The organism is Pseudomonas sp. TE21435 (assembly GCF_056279265.1).
On record NZ_JBWBQZ010000001.1, the window covers coordinates 4794281 to 4808802 of the forward strand.

General features: G+C 66.3%; 15 protein-coding genes. 8 read left to right on the top strand and 7 right to left on the bottom strand.

Annotated elements, in window-relative coordinates; all coding sequences use genetic code 11:
* Positions 1 to 27 precede the first annotated feature (27 nt).
* Together amn and ACZ9C1_RS21740 are read left to right on the top strand one after the other, a co-directional pair.
* Entirely contained in the window at positions 28 to 1491 is a 1464-nt protein-coding gene (gene amn / locus ACZ9C1_RS21735) for an AMP nucleosidase (RefSeq protein WP_023632409.1), read from the top strand.
* A 6-nt stretch (positions 1492 to 1497) separates the two neighbouring features.
* Positions 1498 to 2127 (top strand): pseudouridine synthase, encoded by a 630-nt coding sequence (locus ACZ9C1_RS21740; RefSeq protein ID WP_277502668.1) that lies wholly within the window; start codon positions 1498 to 1500, stop codon positions 2125 to 2127.
* A 23-nt stretch (positions 2128 to 2150) separates the two neighbouring features.
* On the opposite strand, the gene ACZ9C1_RS21745 is transcribed toward ACZ9C1_RS21740, so the two are convergent.
* Complete coding sequence (locus tag ACZ9C1_RS21745; protein WP_023631482.1) at positions 2151 to 2354, bottom strand: DUF2788 domain-containing protein; 204 nt, start codon at positions 2352 to 2354, stop codon at positions 2151 to 2153.
* A gap of 53 nt (positions 2355 to 2407) precedes the next feature.
* Positions 2408 to 2884 carry an Lrp/AsnC family transcriptional regulator gene (locus tag ACZ9C1_RS21750; RefSeq protein WP_011535815.1) on the bottom strand — a complete coding sequence of 159 codons (477 nt, stop codon included), beginning with the start codon at positions 2882 to 2884 and terminating at the stop codon, positions 2408 to 2410.
* Positions 2885 to 3328: 444 nt separating this feature from the next.
* Between ACZ9C1_RS21750 and ACZ9C1_RS21755 the strand changes: the two genes are divergently transcribed.
* Positions 3329 to 4162, top strand: a complete 834-nt coding sequence (locus ACZ9C1_RS21755) for a DUF6515 family protein (RefSeq protein WP_277502671.1) — start codon at positions 3329 to 3331, stop codon at positions 4160 to 4162.
* A gap of 21 nt (positions 4163 to 4183) precedes the next feature.
* Here ACZ9C1_RS21755 and ACZ9C1_RS21760 read toward each other — a convergent pair whose 3' ends face one another.
* Together ACZ9C1_RS21760 and ACZ9C1_RS21765 are read right to left on the bottom strand one after the other, a co-directional pair.
* On the bottom strand, positions 4184 to 5053 hold the full coding sequence (locus ACZ9C1_RS21760) for a cation diffusion facilitator family transporter (protein WP_102684165.1): 870 nt from the start codon (positions 5051 to 5053) through the stop codon (positions 4184 to 4186).
* A gap of 25 nt (positions 5054 to 5078) precedes the next feature.
* The gene (locus tag ACZ9C1_RS21765; protein WP_102684164.1) at positions 5079 to 5498 is read right to left on the bottom strand and encodes a polyribonucleotide nucleotidyltransferase; all 420 of its coding nucleotides are present in this window, start codon (positions 5496 to 5498) and stop codon (positions 5079 to 5081) included.
* A 119-nt stretch (positions 5499 to 5617) separates the two neighbouring features.
* On the opposite strand from ACZ9C1_RS21765, the gene hrpB reads away from it, so the two are divergent.
* Positions 5618 to 8146 carry an ATP-dependent helicase HrpB gene (gene hrpB / locus ACZ9C1_RS21770; RefSeq protein ID WP_476254360.1) on the top strand — a complete coding sequence of 843 codons (2529 nt, stop codon included), beginning with the start codon at positions 5618 to 5620 and terminating at the stop codon, positions 8144 to 8146.
* A gap of 10 nt (positions 8147 to 8156) precedes the next feature.
* Here hrpB and ACZ9C1_RS21775 read toward each other — a convergent pair whose 3' ends face one another.
* Positions 8157 to 8819 (bottom strand): YciC family protein, encoded by a 663-nt coding sequence (locus tag ACZ9C1_RS21775; protein WP_476254361.1) that lies wholly within the window; start codon positions 8817 to 8819, stop codon positions 8157 to 8159.
* A gap of 157 nt (positions 8820 to 8976) precedes the next feature.
* Here ACZ9C1_RS21775 and ACZ9C1_RS21780 point away from each other — a divergent pair, with 157 nt between their 5' ends.
* Together ACZ9C1_RS21780 and ACZ9C1_RS21785 are read left to right on the top strand one after the other, a co-directional pair.
* Complete coding sequence (locus ACZ9C1_RS21780) at positions 8977 to 9711, top strand: DUF2076 domain-containing protein (RefSeq protein ID WP_110703162.1); 735 nt, start codon at positions 8977 to 8979, stop codon at positions 9709 to 9711.
* 108 nt (positions 9712 to 9819) lie between these two features.
* Positions 9820 to 10299, top strand: coding sequence for an NYN domain-containing protein (locus ACZ9C1_RS21785; protein WP_023631362.1), 480 nt, complete (start codon positions 9820 to 9822; stop codon positions 10297 to 10299).
* A gap of 8 nt (positions 10300 to 10307) precedes the next feature.
* Here the strand turns inward: ACZ9C1_RS21785 and ACZ9C1_RS21790 are convergent, their stop codons facing one another.
* A complete protein-coding gene (locus ACZ9C1_RS21790; protein WP_023631363.1) occupies positions 10308 to 10766 on the bottom strand; it encodes an Lrp/AsnC family transcriptional regulator in 459 nt (152 codons plus the stop codon).
* A 152-nt stretch (positions 10767 to 10918) separates the two neighbouring features.
* On the opposite strand from ACZ9C1_RS21790, the gene yedA reads away from it, so the two are divergent.
* On the top strand, positions 10919 to 11839 hold the full coding sequence (gene yedA, locus ACZ9C1_RS21795; RefSeq protein ID WP_102684160.1) for a drug/metabolite exporter YedA: 921 nt from the start codon (positions 10919 to 10921) through the stop codon (positions 11837 to 11839).
* Positions 11840 to 11894: 55 nt separating this feature from the next.
* A complete protein-coding gene (locus ACZ9C1_RS21800) occupies positions 11895 to 13226 on the top strand; it encodes an RNA helicase RhlE1 (protein WP_102684159.1) in 1332 nt (443 codons plus the stop codon).
* A gap of 34 nt (positions 13227 to 13260) precedes the next feature.
* Here the strand turns inward: ACZ9C1_RS21800 and ACZ9C1_RS21805 are convergent, their stop codons facing one another.
* On the bottom strand, positions 13261 to 14502 hold the full coding sequence (locus ACZ9C1_RS21805; RefSeq protein WP_277502684.1) for a TIGR03862 family flavoprotein: 1242 nt from the start codon (positions 14500 to 14502) through the stop codon (positions 13261 to 13263).
* Between the last annotated feature and the right edge of the window lie 20 nt (positions 14503 to 14522).

Sequence of the window (14522 nt, forward strand, 5' to 3'; positions counted from 1 at the left end):
TGCATTCCATAAGACAGGAAGCCCAGCGTGAGCCAAGCGTTTGTAGTCGTTGATACCCCCGAACAGGCCGTCGACCGTCTGGCGGCCTTGCATGAACAGGCCACCGGTGCCCTGAGCCAGGCCCTCAAGCGCTACCTGAAAGACCGCACCGAGCCCGGTGACGAAGAACGCGCGCTGTTTCGCTACCCGGCCCTGCGCCTCATCTATTCCAGCCAGGGTGAAGTCGCCGCGACCACGCGTGCCTACGCCAAGGTCCAGGTGGATGGCACATACAGCGTCACTGTCACCCAACCTGCGGCGTTTCGTGGTTATCTGCTCGAACAGCTGCGCCCGTTGATGCACGACTACACCGTGACGGTGGAAGTCGGTGTCAGCGAACAGAACATTCCTTACCCTTACGTGGTTGACCAGGGCGATGAGCTGGCGGGCAGCGGCATCACCGCGGCGCAACTGGCGCGGGTGTTCCCCAGTACCGACCTGTCGGCGGCCACCGACAACACCGCCGATGGCCTATACGACTGGGAAAGCGCCGAAACCCTGCCGCTGGCGCTGTTCGACGCCGCCCGCGTGGACTTCTCCCTGCGCCGCCTGGTGCACTACACCGGCAGCGACTGGCGGCACATGCAGCCATGGATCCTGCTGACCAACTACCATCGCTACGTCGACCAGTTCATCGCCCATGGCCTTGAGCAACTGCGCGAGGACCCACGCTTCGTGCGCATGGTCCTGCCGGGCAACGTGGTCATCGAGAAGGGCATGGACAACGGCGAGGCCCAGGCCCTGGTCGCCAGCGTGGTCTGGCACCGCTACCAGATGCCGGCCTACCACCTGATCGCCGCCGACGGCGATGGCGTGACCCTGGTCAACATCGGCGTCGGCCCGTCCAATGCCAAGAACATCACCGACCACCTGGCGGTGCTGCGTCCGCACTGCTGGCTGATGATCGGCCACTGCGGCGGCCTGCGCCAGTCGCAGACCATCGGCGACTACGTGCTGGCGCATGCCTACATGCGCCGCGACGGCATCCTCGACCGGGTCGTGCCGCCGAACATCCCGATCCCGGCCCTGGCCGAGGTGCAGCTGGCGTTGCAGGAAGCGGCCGCGCAGGTCACCGGCGAACGTGGCGAGCAGCTCAAGAAGCGCCTGCGCACCGGCACCGTGCTCACCTACGACGACCGCAACTGGGAGCTGCGCTGGGCACAGGAGCGCCCGTTGATCAACCTGTCCCGTGCCGTGGCGGTGGACATGGAAAGTGGCACCATCGCGGCCCAGGGTTACCGCCTGCGTGTCCCCTACGGCACCTTGCTGTGCGTTTCCGACAAGCCGCTGCACAGCGAAATCAAGCTACCGGGGTCGGCCAACGCCTTCTACAACCGCGCGGTCAGCCAGCATCTGAAGATCGGCATCGCCGCCCTCGACCTGCTGCGCACCGAGCTCAACTCGCTGCACTCGCGTAAACTGCGCAGCTTCGATGAGCCGCCGTTCCGCTGAGGATCCATGCCCCTGCCACCCCGTAGCACCCCGCGCCGCCCTGCGGCGCGAACCACCGGCCCGCGTCGCCAGCCCAAGGCGCCGCCGGCCGAGCCGCGCCTGATCCTGTTCAACAAACCGTTCGATGTGCTCACCCAGTTCAGCGACGGCGAGGGGCGCGCCACGCTCAAGGATTTCATCGACATCCCCGGCATCTACCCGGCCGGGCGCCTGGACCGCGACAGCGAAGGCCTGCTGCTGCTGACCAACGACGGGCGCCTGCAGGCGCGGATCGCCGACCCCAGGCACAAGCTGGCCAAGACCTACTGGGTGCAGGTAGAGGGCGAGCCGAGCGAGGAGCAGCTACTGCGCCTGCGCGAGGGCGTCGAACTCAACGACGGGCCCACGCTGCCGGCGCAGGCACGTCTGCTCGAGGAGCCCGAGTTGTGGCCGCGCAATCCGCCGGTACGTTTTCGCAAGAGCGTGCCGACTGCCTGGCTGGAGCTGGTGATCCGTGAAGGCCGTAATCGCCAGGTGCGGCGGATGACGGCGGCGGTGGGGCTGCCGACCTTGCGTCTGGTACGGGTGCGTATCGGTGACTGGACGATCGAAGGGTTGGAGCAGGGGCGATGGCGGGAAGTGGCGGCGAAGCTGTAGTCGCCGCCCCGGCGTTGGGGTCGTCAGACCCCTTCCAGAAACCCCACGACCACGCTCTTGATGATGAACGCCAGCACGCCAAGGCCCAGCACAAAGAACAGGATCAGCGTGCCAAAGCGCCCCGCCTTGGACTTCTTCGCCAGGTCCCAGACGATGAAGCCCATGAAGGCGATCAGCACGGTGACGAGGATGATCATCATCCACTCTTCGAATACGGCGGGATCCATCGGTTTACTCCAGGCAAGCGCAAAGCCCGATCATACGCCGGGCGCGCAGGGATTCAACGCAGGTGGGTCAATGGCAGCTCGGTGCTGGCCAGCACCTGGTTGAGCACGAAGCTCGAGCGCACGCTGGTCACTCCTTCGATACGGGTCAGGCTGCCCAGCAGCAGTTTCTGGTAATGGTCCATGTCCGGCACCACCACCTTGAGCTGGTAGTCGGCGTCCATCCCGGTGACCAGGCTGCATTCGAGGACCTGGGGCAGGCTGCGGATCGCCGCCTCGAAGGTTTCGAAGCGTTCCGGGGTGTGCCGGTCCATGCCGATCAGCACATAGGCTGTCAGGCTCAGGCCGAGTTTCTTGCGATCCAGCAGGGCCACCTGGCGCGAGATGTAGCCGTCGTCCTCGAGCTGCTTGACCCGGCGCGAGCAGGGGGACGGCGACAAGCCGATGCGTTCGGCCAGTTCCTGGTTGGAGATGCGCGCATCGCGCTGCAATTCGGCGAGGATGCTCAGGTCGTAGCGGTCGAGCTTGCTCATGGAAAGGACCTTTTCTGTTCGGATTGCGGCGAATTATCGATCCTGAGTGAAAAATTGCGCAAGCGGTATTTATCAGAGCAATCTTCGCAATCCTCTGCCCCAGCGTCTGCCCTATCTTTATCACCAGAATCACTGCCCGGACATCAGTCCACGGCGACGCGCCCTAGGCGGGCGGTCGCGGCCAGCCATCCAACAGGATCCGCCAGGCCCCCGGGCTACGCACTGTCCAGAAGACGGCGCGAGGTGAGCCGGTGCCACAAGCGCCGAGCACGGACGACAATTCCCGAAGGGAGGCCGCAAGGCCTCCCTTTTTTATTGTGCCGCGAATCAGAGTCGTCATTTGTGAAACACCGCACTAGGCTGTGCGCTGTTTCATCTGCCGGTCGTGGTCCCCGGAGTAGACTGCGAACGGTACAAGCGGGCGTTTTCATCGAGAGGAACAACATGAGTTCGCGCATCTGGCGGTTGGCAGGTGTTGGTTTGCTGGGCCTGGGCATCAGCCTGGGCGCCCTGGCCGAGGGTCCCGGAGACGGGCATGACAGTCATGGCGGCCAACAGGAGCAGGGCGGTGGTGAACGGCGCGGATCGCCGCTCAATTCACGGGACGAAGTGCGCCAGACGCAACCGCCGCGCCAGGGCTACTACCAGGACATTCCCCGGCGTTACGGTGACAACCGTCACTGGGAGGCGGGTGGTCCGGGTCAGCGCCCGGGCGGCAATTGGTCGGGACGGCCTGATGGTCATGGCAATGGCTGGGGGCCAGGGCCGCAGTATCACCCCGGGCACACTGTCGATCGCTTCCCGGACCGCTACTGGAAGGTGCCTTATCGTGGACAGGACTACTTCTACTCCGGCGGTTATTGGTACCGGCCGCATGGCGGCGGCTACGTGGTGGTCACGCCGCCTTACGGTGTGCGGGTCGGCTATCTGCCGCCCTATGCCCGCGAGGTGTGGTTGAGCGGTGCGTTGTTCTTCCTGGTGGCCGACACGTACTACCAGTACCAGGCCGACAGCCGCGAGTATGTGGTGGTCAACCCGCCCAGCGTTGCGCCTGCACCGCAGCAGCAGGGCAATGGCTATGATGTGATCGCCTACCCGATGTACGGCCAGGGGCCGGAGCAGCAGGAGCAGGACCGATACCAGTGCCACCGCTGGGCGGTGAGTCAGTCGGGGTTCGATCCGGCGACGGCGACCTATGCGCCTCCGGCCAATGTGGCGGGCAACTATAGGCGGGCATTGGGGGCGTGCCTGAGTGGGCGCGGCTACAGCGTCAATTGACAAGGCAATTGCGAGCGCGGGCTACACCGGGTCGGCGTGAACCATCACATCGGCCCGCGGATAGCGCTGGCGAATGACCTGCGAAGCCTGCACGCACAACTCATGGGCGGCGTGCAGCGGCATTTCGCCGGGCAACTCGAGATGTAGCTGCACGAACCACTGGCTGCCGGACACCCGCGTGCGCAGGTCATGCACCCCCTTCACCCCGGGAATCGCCAGCACCACTTCGAGCATGCGCTCGCCGACATCGGCAGGCAGTTCCTTGTCCATCAGGATCGCCGTGCTCTCGCGGGCGATCTGCAGCGCGCTCCACAGGATGTACAGGGCGATGCCCAGGCCGAACAGAGCATCGAGCTGTGGCCAACCGAAGCGGGCCAGCAGCAGCGCCAGGAGGATGCTGGCGTTGAGCAGCAGGTCGGATCGGTAGTGCAGCGAGTCGGCGCGCACGGCCGTGGAGCCGGTCGCGCGGATGACTTTGCGCTGAAATGCCAGCAATGCGAGGGTCAGTACCAGCGACAGCAGCATCACCACGATGCCGGCGGCAGTGTCGCCCAAAGGCTCCGGCGACGTCAGCCGATCAACCGCCTGGACCCCGATCAGCACCGCGCTGACCCCGATGAACAGTGCTTGGGCCATGCCGGCCAGGGCTTCGGCCTTGCCATGGCCGAAACGGTGGTCGTCGTCGGCGGGGCGCAAGGCGTAGTGAACGGCCAGCAGGTTGAGAAAGGAGGCGGCGGCATCCAGCGCCGAGTCGGTCAGCCCGGCCAGCAGGCTGACCGAGCCGCTCAGCCACCAGGCCACGGCCTTGCTCAGCACCAGGATGCAGGCGACGCTCAGCGAGGCGCGGGTGGCCAGGCGCAGCAAGCGTTGGTGTTCGGCGGTGGCGGTCATGCGCAGAGGATCGTCCGTGGTCAGATCAGGCGGCAGGCACCAGGCCGTAGCTGGCCAGTTGCTCGACACTGCCACGGTGCTGGATCAGCCGTGGGTCGTTCAATGGCAGGCGCTGGCCCAGTTCGCTCTCCAGGATAGCCTGCAGCTTGGTCCTGTCGACCTGGCCGTCGGCATTGACCGCCGGCTTGAGCTTGGCCGGGTCGATCTGCGCGCTCTTGCCGCCGGGGTAGTAGATGGCGCCAGTGGCGAAGTCGATGCCGAAGGCGATCAGGCCGGGGAGCACGTAGAAGAGAATACCAATGGCGTCCATGGCCGCGACCACAGGGTCGATCTTGCCTTCGATCTGGCCGCGACGGTCAGGGTAGAACAGGGTGCCGCAGGCCGTCAGCTGGGTCAGCAGGGTGGCGATGAGGGCGCCACCGATGACGCGGGAAGGGATGCGCATGTGAATCTCCGGAAGGTAACGACGATCAAGGGCGCGGCAATCGCCGGCGCCTGAGGTTAAGACCATGATAGGGCAGCCTCGGTTCGCCGTTATACTCGGACGATTGTTCGAGGACCACCATGATTTCATTACCGATCGATGCCGTATTGTCCGACCTGCGCCAAGCCCTGGCCGAACGTGACGAAGCGGTGCTCGAGGCGCCCCCCGGCGCCGGCAAGACCACCCGCGTACCGCTGGCGCTGCTCGACGAGCACTGGCTGGCCGGGCAGACCATCCTCATGCTCGAGCCGCGGCGCCTGGCCGCCCGCGCCGCCGCCGAACGCCTGGCCAGTGAACTGGGCGAGAAGGTCGGCGAGACCGTGGGCTATCGCATCCGCCTGGACAGCAAGGTCGGCCCGAACACGCGTATCGAAGTGGTCACTGAAGGCATCCTCACCCGCCGCCTGCAAAGCGATCCTGCGCTTGAAGGCGTGGGCCTGGTGATCTTCGACGAGTTCCACGAGCGCAGCCTGGATGCCGACCTGGCCCTGGCCCTGAGCCTCAACGGCCGGGCGTTGCTGCGTGACCAGCCGCCGCTGAAGGTCCTGCTGATGTCGGCAACCTTGGAGGGCGAGCGCCTGTCGCGCCTGCTCGACGATGCACCGATCATCAGCAGCCAGGGGCGCATGCACCCGGTGGATATCCGCTGGGGCCGGCCGTTCCAGCCTGGCGAGTTCGTCGAGCCGCGCGTGGTCGACTGCGTGCTCCAGGCCCTGGCCGATGAATCCGGCAGCCTGTTGGTGTTCCTCCCCGGACAGGCCGAGATCCGCCGCGTGCACCAGGCTCTGCAGGAGGCTGTGGGCGAGCGTCCGGAGATCCTGCTCTGCCCGCTGCACGGTGAGCTTGAGCTGAATGCCCAGCGCGCCGCCATCGAGCCGGCGCCCAAGGGCCAGCGCAAGGTGGTGCTGGCCACCAATATCGCGGAGACCAGCCTGACCATCGACGGTGTGCGCGTGGTGATCGACGCCGGGCTGGCGCGGGTGCCGCGCTTCGACCCCGGCAGCGGCATGACCCGCCTGGACACCCAGCGCATCTCCCGCGCCAGCGCTACCCAGCGCGCCGGGCGTGCCGGGCGCCTCGAGTCTGGCGTGTGCTATCGGCTGTGGTCCGAGGCGCAACATGACCAACTGGCGGCCCACGGCAGCGCCGAAATCCTCCAGGCCGACCTGGCCGGGCTGGCCCTGCAGTTGGCGCGCTGGGGTGTGCCGCCGGAGCAGCTTAGCTGGCTTGACCAACCGCCAGCGGCCGCCTTCGCGCAAGCTCAGGACCTGCTGGCCCGGCTCGGCGCCTTCAAGCCGGGTTGTCGCGACAACCTGAGCGCCCATGGTCAGGCCATGGCCGAGCTGCCTGCGCATCCGCGTATCGCCCACCTGCTGCTGCGCGGCCAGGATCTTGGGTTGGCCGACCTGGCGTGCGATGTCGCCGCGTTGTTGGGCGAGCGCGACATCATGCGCGGCGGCGGTGCCGACCTGCATAGCCGGTTGGCTTTGCTCAGCGGTGAAAGCCGCGCCTCCCGGGGTGGGCAGGGCGGCGTGCAGCGCGCCCGGCAACTGGCTCGTCAGTATCGTGGTCAGCTACGTGGCAAACCGCGCAGCCCGGTCGCCGACCCCGATCATCCTCGCTGGTTGGGCGCGGTGCTGGCGCTGGCCTACCCTGACCGGGTGGCGCAACAACGTCGCGACGGCGGCGCCGAGTATCGCCTGGCCAATGGCCGCGCGGCATTGTTCGCCGAAGCCGATGTGCTGATGAAAAGCCCGTGGCTGGTGATCGCCGACCTGGGCAGCCGTCAGGGGCAACGCGAGGAGCGCATCTACCTGGCTGCCGAGTTCGACCCGTCGCTGTTCGACGGAGTGTTGGCCGAGCAGGTGGAGCAGCTCGACCTGCTCGACTGGGACGAACGCGAGCAGGTGTTGCGCGCCGAGCGCCAGCGCAAGGTCGGCGAGCTGGTGCTCAGCCGTGAACCGTTGCCTGGGCTGGACGACGAGGCGCGGGCCAAGGCGTTGCTCGGCCTGGTACGGCGCAAAGGCTTGAACCTGCTGACCTGGACCCCGGAACTGCGCCAGTGGCAGGCCCGTGTCGTGCTGCTGCGCCAGCTCGACCTGGAAAAGGACAACCACAGCGAATGGCCTGACCTGGGTGACGATGCCTTGCTGGCCAGCCTGGAAGACTGGTTGCAACCCTACCTCGGCAAGGTGTCGCGGCTGAGCCATTTTTCCAACCTGGATCTGGCCTCGATCCTGCGCAACCTGCTGCCCTGGCCGCTGCCCCAGCGCCTGGACGAGCTCGCACCGTCGCACCTGGCCGTGCCTTCGGGCTCAAGCATCCGCCTGGACTACAGCGAGCAACCACCGATCCTGGCCGTGCGCCTGCAGGAGCTGTTTGGCCTGGCCGACACTCCACGCATCGCCAATGGGCGGCAGCAGGTCAAGCTGCACCTGTTGTCGCCAGCACGTCGGCCTGTGCAAGTGACCCAGGACCTGGCCAACTTCTGGCGCACCACCTACGCCGAGGTGAAGAAGGACCTGAAAGGGCGCTATCCCAAGCACTACTGGCCGGAAGACCCGCTGGTGGCCGAGGCTACGGCGCGGGCCAAGCCGAGGAAAGCCTGAGCGCGCGCGATCAGGTGGCTGCGCCCGCCTCACTCTCCAGTAGCATGAACAACCTGTACAGCACCACGGTGCTGAACAGCTGCAGGAAGCCGCTGAGGCTGTCCAGCGCCAGTTGCACGCCGGCCTGTGGCTCGGGGAACAGCTGCAGCAGCAGGCCGTCGATCAGCCACAGCGGCGCCAGTACCGAGAGCATGCACACCATGATGCGCAGGAAGTGCCCGGTGGTCATGCGCGCGCTGGTGCGCATCGCCTCGATCACCGGCAGGCCGCGCAGCACCAGCAGGTACTCGGCGAACACCAGGTTCACCATGATCCACACGCCGGGGAAGATGAACAGCGCCAGGCCCGCCATGATCAGCAGCGAGCTGATCACGATCAGCAGGGCCAACATCGGCCACAGCTGCAGGGCGCGGGCGAACAGGTCGCGCTTGGCGATGGCCTGGCCATTGCTGCGGGTGTCGAGGTAGAGGATCAGCGCGGCGCTGTACAGCGGATAGAACAGCAGGCTGACCAGCATGCCGTAGGCCGGCGAGGCCTGTTCGCCCAGCTGGTTGTAGAGCAGCTGGGTGCTGAGGGCCTCGAGTACCACCAACGGCAGGCACAGCTGGAGGATGCCCGTCAGGTGACGGCGGAAGAAGTACAGGGAGTCGCGCAGAACGCTCAACGGATTCATCGGTCAACATCGCATGACGGAAAAAGCAGGGCGTAACTTTAGCCCAGACCGCCCGCTTGCTGAAAAAAGTTTCATGGCCAGCGCAATTGAATCGCCGCGCCCGGCCCCCCATCTTTGACGCTGTCCGATGCCCTGTTCAGCGCACGAGGTTGCCCCGATGAACACTGAAGAACAAACCCTGATCGATGGCCTGTTCGGCCGTCTCAAGCAAGCCGAAGACCCGGCCCAGCCGCGCGATGCCCAGGCCCAGGCACGCATCGAGGAGCACCTGCGCCAGCAGCCGGCGGCGCCTTACTACATGGCTCAGGCGATCCTGGTGCAGGAAGCGGCGATCAAGCGCCTGGACGAGCAGAACAAGCAGCTCGAGGCCGAGCTCAAGCAAGCGCGGGCGCAACTGGAGGCAAGCCGCCCCAGTGGCAGCGGCGGCGGTTTTCTTTCCAGCATCTTCGGCGCGGGAGCGCGCAACCCGGAGCCGCAGCGGCCGGTTGCTCCGGCTTCGACTTCCACAGGGGGTTGGCGTGAGCCGGCGCCGCAGGCTTATACCCCGCCACCACCACAACAGGGTTTCGGTGCGGCGCCTGCTCCGGCGCGCAGCGGTGCCAGCAGCTTCCTCGGCGGGGCAATGCAGACTGCTGCGGGGGTGGCTGGTGGTGTGCTGCTGGCTCAAGGTATCAGCAGCCTGTTCAACCACAACTCGCAGCCTGAAGAAATCGTCGAGGTGATCAAGGAAGAGCCGGCGCCGGCCAGCGACGCTGGCGGCTGGAACGATCAGGACAGTCAGCGCCAGGTGGCCGACAACGGTGGCTGGGGCAATGACCAGGGCGGGTTCGCCGATACCGACTACAGCGGCGGCGATGATGGCGGCTTCTTCTCGGACGACGACTACGTCTGAGGGCTCTGGCATACTGCAGCGTCTGATCGCGGGGCAAGCTCGCTCCTGTCGAAGCGTGGGAGCGGGCTCGCCCCGCGATTGCCTGCCACTGCCAGAGAGAGGCTCCCGGTGAAGAAAATCGCGCTGTTCGCCGATGTACAGAACCTCTACTACACGGTTCGCCAAGGCCATGGCTGCCATTTCAACTACGCCGCGCTGTGGGCCGACGTTAGCCGCGAGGGCCAGATCGTCGAAGCGGTGGCCTATGCCATCGACCGCGGCGACAGCAAGCAGCAACAGTTCCAGCAGATCCTGCGCAACCTCGGTTTCGAGGTGCGCCTAAAGCCGTTCATCCAACGTGCCGACGGTTCGGCCAAGGGTGACTGGGACGTGGGCATCACCCTCGATGTGATCGAGGCGGCGGCACGAGTTGACCAGGTAGTGCTGGCCTCCGGCGACGGTGATTTCGACCTGCTGCTGGAGCGGGCGATGCAACGCCATGGCGTGGAAACCGTCGTGTACGGCGTGCCGGGGTTGACGGCGTTGTCGGTAATCCGCGCCGCAAGCCGCTACGTGCCGATCGAGGGCAGGCTGCTGCTGCGTCACTGAACCCACGCTCAGGTTTTTTTGCCATTACCCCCCAGATGCCCCAGCGGCACCCTTCGCGCCACCGCGCTGGACAGGATGATCGAGGTCTTGGTGAAGCCCAGCTGCGACACGCGGTTGATCAGCGCCTCCAACTCGCCCATGGACGTGACGGCCGCTTGCATGATCACGCACGGGTCACCGGTCACCCGGTGGCACTCGGTAAGTTCAGGGATCTTCTCCAAGGCCTCGTAGGCTTGCTGGTTGCCATGGCTGGCCAGGCGCAGTTCCATCACGCACTGGATCGGCAGGCCGATTTTTTCCAGGTCGACCTTGGCCGTGTAGCCGCTGATAACACCGCTGGCCTCCAGCTTGGCCACCCGCTCGGCCACCGCCGGGGCGGAGAGATTGACCTGGCGCGCCAGCTGCGCGTAGGTGGCCCGGCCGTTTTCCAGCAGCGCGGCGAGAAGCATGCGATCGTACTTGTCCATGGCGATTCCAGGTGACCTTGCAATCGACGGTGAAGCGTCTGCATAACCGTGCATTGCAAAGTGTTTCGGTGTTTTAAACGTGTTTTGTAACTTAAGTTTGCGCGAGGGCCTTTCTAAACTAATCCACCCGTAAACGGATTTCGAGCCCTGCCATGTCCACCGCCCGCCGCTTCCCGCTGTTGCTCATCGGAGCCTTCCTTGCCTTGTACCTGGTGTGGGGCTCGACCTACCTGTTCATTCGTATCGGCGTGGAGTCCTGGCCGCCGATGCTGATGGCCGGCGTGCGTTTCGTGATTGCCGGCAGCCTGCTGTATGGCTTCCTGCGCTGGCGCGGCGCGCCAGCGCCGACCTGGCCGCAGTGGCGCGCGGCCGGCGCCATCGGCTTTCTCCTGCTCAGTTGCGGCAACGGTGGTGTGACCCTGGCCGAGCATGCCGGGGTCGCCTCGGGCGTGGCGGCGCTGGCGGTAGCCACGGTGCCGCTGTTCACCCTGGTGTTCGGGCTGTTCTTCGGCCATCGCAACTCGCGCCTGGAATGGGCGGGGATCGCCCTTGGACTCGTCGGCATCGGCATGCTCAACCTGGGCTCGAACCTGCAGGCCAGCCCCATGGGCGCGGCGCTGATCCTTTTCGCCGCAGCGGCCTGGGCCTTCGGCTCGGTGTGGAGCAAGAGCCTGCCGCTGCCCCAGGGCGCCATGGCCAGTGCCGCGGAAATGCTCGTGGGCGGCGCCGCCTTGCTGATCGGCAGCGCCGTGAGCGGCGAGCGGCTGACCCAAATGCCCACGGCCGCCGGTTGGGGGGCGCTGGCCTATCTGGTGTTCTTCGGCTCGATCCTGGCGTTCAGTTCCTACATGTACCTGCTCAAGCACGTGCGCCCGGCAGCGGCCACCAGCTACGCCTACGTCAACCCGGCGGTGGCGGTGCTGTTGGGGATCGTTTTCGCCGGCGAGCAGATCGGCGCCGAGGAGTGCGTGGCCATGGCGGTGATCATTGGCGCGGTGGTGCTGATCGGCCTGCCGCAATGGCGCAAGGCGCCGCAGCAGCCGGTGCCGCTGAAAGGCGAAATGTGCAAGTAGGGCAGGGCGTTGCGGTAAACTTGCCGCCTTCGCTGAACCCCCTGACGGTATTGCCATGAATTTCGCCCAACTCGGCCTGATCGAACCGCTGCTGCGCACTTTGCAGACGCTGGACTACACCACGCCCACCCCGGTCCAGGCCAAGGCCATCCCCGCCGTGCTCGCCGGTCGCGACCTGATGGCCGCCGCCCAGACCGGCACCGGCAAGACCGCCGGCTTCGCCTTGCCGGTGCTGCAGCGCCTGGCCCTGGAAGGGGAGAAGGTCGCCAGCAACTCGATCCGTGCGCTGGTGCTGGTACCGACCCGCGAGCTGGCCGAGCAGGTGCACAACAACGTGCGCGAGTACGCCGAGAACCTGCCGCTGAGCACCTACGCGGTGTATGGCGGGGTCAGCATCAACCCGCAGATGATGCGCCTGCGTCGTGGTGTCGACCTGTTGGTGGCGACCCCAGGCCGCTTGCTCGACCTCTTCCGCCAAAACGCGGTGAAGTTCAACCAGGTGCAGACCCTGGTGCTCGACGAAGCCGACCGCATGCTCGACCTGGGTTTTGCCGAAGAACTGCAGTCGGTGTACGCGGCATTGCCGCGCAAGCGCCAGACGCTGCTGTTCTCCGCCACCTTCTCCGAGCAGATCCGTCTGCTCGCGGGCCTGGCGCTGAACGATCCGCTGAGCATCGAAGTGAGCCCGCGCAACGCCGCCGCGAGCACGGTCAAGCAGTGGCTGGTGCCTGTGGATAAAAAGCGCAAGGCCGACCTGTTCATCCACCTGATGCGCAAGCAGCGCTGGAAGCAGGTGCTGGTATTCGCCAAGACTCGCAACGGTGTCGATCAACTGGTCGAGCGTCTGTTGGCCGAGGGCGTGAACGCCGACGGCATCCATGGCGACCGTCCGCAGGCCACTCGCCAGCGCGCCCTGGACAGCTTCAAGGCCCGTGAGATCCAGGTATTGGTGGCCACCGATGTGGCCGCTCGCGGCCTGGACATCGACGACTTGCCGCTGGTGGTCAACCTCGACCTGCCAATCGTCGCCGAAGACTACGTGCACCGCATCGGCCGTACCGGCCGCGCAGGGAACAAGGGCGAGGCGATTTCGCTGGTGTGTGCCGACGAGGTGCAATTGCTGGCCGCGATCGAGACCCTGATCCGCCAGGTGTTGCCACGGCACGAGGAGCCGGATTTCATCCCCGATCACCGGGTGCCGGTGACCGATGCCAGTGGCCAGGTGCTGAAGAAACCGAAGAAGCCCAAGAAGCCGAAGGAGAACAGCGCCAAGCGAGGCCTGGGGCGCTGGATGGACAGCGAGGGAGCGGGGGCTGCTGCGCCGGCGGTCAAGGCGGTGCGCAAGGTACCGGCGTTCGGTGGCAAGCCGCGCAAGCCCAAGCCTTGAGATCCTCGGGGCTGCCTAGCAGCCCCGGCATTCTTCAGGTCAGGCGCGTGAGCCAATTAGCTGCCGCATTTCCCGCCCGCAACCCACTAGCGAAGCACGCCGTTAGCAGGTACCCACCCGTCGGGGCTTCCCAATCCAGCATCTCCCCCGCGCAGAACACCCCGGGCAGGTTGCGCACCATCAGTCCGTCGTCCAACCCTTCGAACCGCACCCCGCCGGCACTGCTGATCGCCTCGTCCAGCGGCCGGGTCCGCACCAGCACGATCGGCAGCGCCTTGATCGCCGCTGCCAGGCAGGCGGGGTCGGCAAAGGTCGCCTGGTCGGTCAGTTCGCGCAGCAACGCCGCTTTCACCCCGTCGATGCCCAGCTGACCGTGCAGATGCTTGGCCATCGAGCGCGATCCACGCGGCCTGGCCAGGGCCTGGGCAATCTTGTCTACAGGCCGGTCCGGCAGCAGGTCCAGCAGCAGGGTCGCCCGACCGTCGCGGTTGATCGCCTCGCGCAGCGCCGCCGACCAGGCATACACCAGGCTGCCTTCCACTCCCTGGGCGGTGAGGATGAACTCGCCCTTGCGCGGCGCGGCGCCAGGGACGCTCAAGGCAATGTTCTTCAGCGGGGCACCGGCGAACTTGTCCTTGAGCAGCGTGCTCCAGCCTTCGACTTCGAAGCCGCAGTTGCTCGGTTGCAGCGCTGAGATATCCACACCCCGTTCAGCCAGCAGCGACACCCAGGCGCCGTCCGAACCCAGGCGCGCCCAACTACCGCCACCCAGCGCCAGTACCACGGCGTCTGTCTGCACTTGTCGTTCGCCCTGTGGATAACTGATCCGCAAGGCACCAGCGTCGGTCCAGCCCAGCCAACGGTGGCGGGTGTGGATAACCACCCCGGCCTCGCGCAGGCGCTTGAGCCAGGCCCGCAGCAGCGGCGCGGCCTTCATGTCGCGGGGAAATACGCGGCCCGAGGTGCCGACGAAGGTTTCGATACCCAGGCCGTGAATCCACTGGCGCAGGGCATCGGCGTCGAAGTCGCGCAGCAGCGTGTCGATCTCGCCGTGGCGTTTACCGTAGCGGCCTACGAAGGCCGGGTAGGGCTCGGAATGGGTGATGTTCATGCCACCGACACCGGCCAGCAGGAACTTGCGGCCCACCGAAGGCATGGCGTCGAACACTTCAACCGCCATCCCGCGCCTGGCCAGGGCTTCGGCGGCCATCAGGCCAGCAGGGCCGCCACCGATCACGGCGACAAGGGGGCAGGAGGCGGGGCGAGGATCGTTCATGGCGGGCGGCAGGCTGTGGA

Coding starts and splice junctions, on each gene's coding strand:
- ACZ9C1_RS21750 (WP_011535815.1), bottom strand. CDS start 2,884: ATGAGCAAGCTCGACCGCTACGACCTGAGCATCCTCGCCGAATTGCAG.
- ACZ9C1_RS21755 (WP_277502671.1), top strand. CDS start 3,329: ATGAGTTCGCGCATCTGGCGGTTGGCAGGTGTTGGTTTGCTGGGCCTG.
- ACZ9C1_RS21740 (WP_277502668.1), top strand. CDS start 1,498: ATGCCCCTGCCACCCCGTAGCACCCCGCGCCGCCCTGCGGCGCGAACC.
- hrpB (WP_476254360.1), top strand. CDS start 5,618: ATGATTTCATTACCGATCGATGCCGTATTGTCCGACCTGCGCCAAGCC.
- ACZ9C1_RS21790 (WP_023631363.1), bottom strand. CDS start 10,766: ATGGACAAGTACGATCGCATGCTTCTCGCCGCGCTGCTGGAAAACGGC.
- ACZ9C1_RS21800 (WP_102684159.1), top strand. CDS start 11,895: ATGAATTTCGCCCAACTCGGCCTGATCGAACCGCTGCTGCGCACTTTG.
- ACZ9C1_RS21765 (WP_102684164.1), bottom strand. CDS start 5,498: ATGCGCATCCCTTCCCGCGTCATCGGTGGCGCCCTCATCGCCACCCTG.
- ACZ9C1_RS21780 (WP_110703162.1), top strand. CDS start 8,977: ATGAACACTGAAGAACAAACCCTGATCGATGGCCTGTTCGGCCGTCTC.
- ACZ9C1_RS21805 (WP_277502684.1), bottom strand. CDS start 14,502: ATGAACGATCCTCGCCCCGCCTCCTGCCCCCTTGTCGCCGTGATCGGT.
- ACZ9C1_RS21745 (WP_023631482.1), bottom strand. CDS start 2,354: ATGGATCCCGCCGTATTCGAAGAGTGGATGATGATCATCCTCGTCACC.
- yedA (WP_102684160.1), top strand. CDS start 10,919: ATGTCCACCGCCCGCCGCTTCCCGCTGTTGCTCATCGGAGCCTTCCTT.
- ACZ9C1_RS21760 (WP_102684165.1), bottom strand. CDS start 5,053: ATGACCGCCACCGCCGAACACCAACGCTTGCTGCGCCTGGCCACCCGC.
- ACZ9C1_RS21775 (WP_476254361.1), bottom strand. CDS start 8,819: ATGAATCCGTTGAGCGTTCTGCGCGACTCCCTGTACTTCTTCCGCCGT.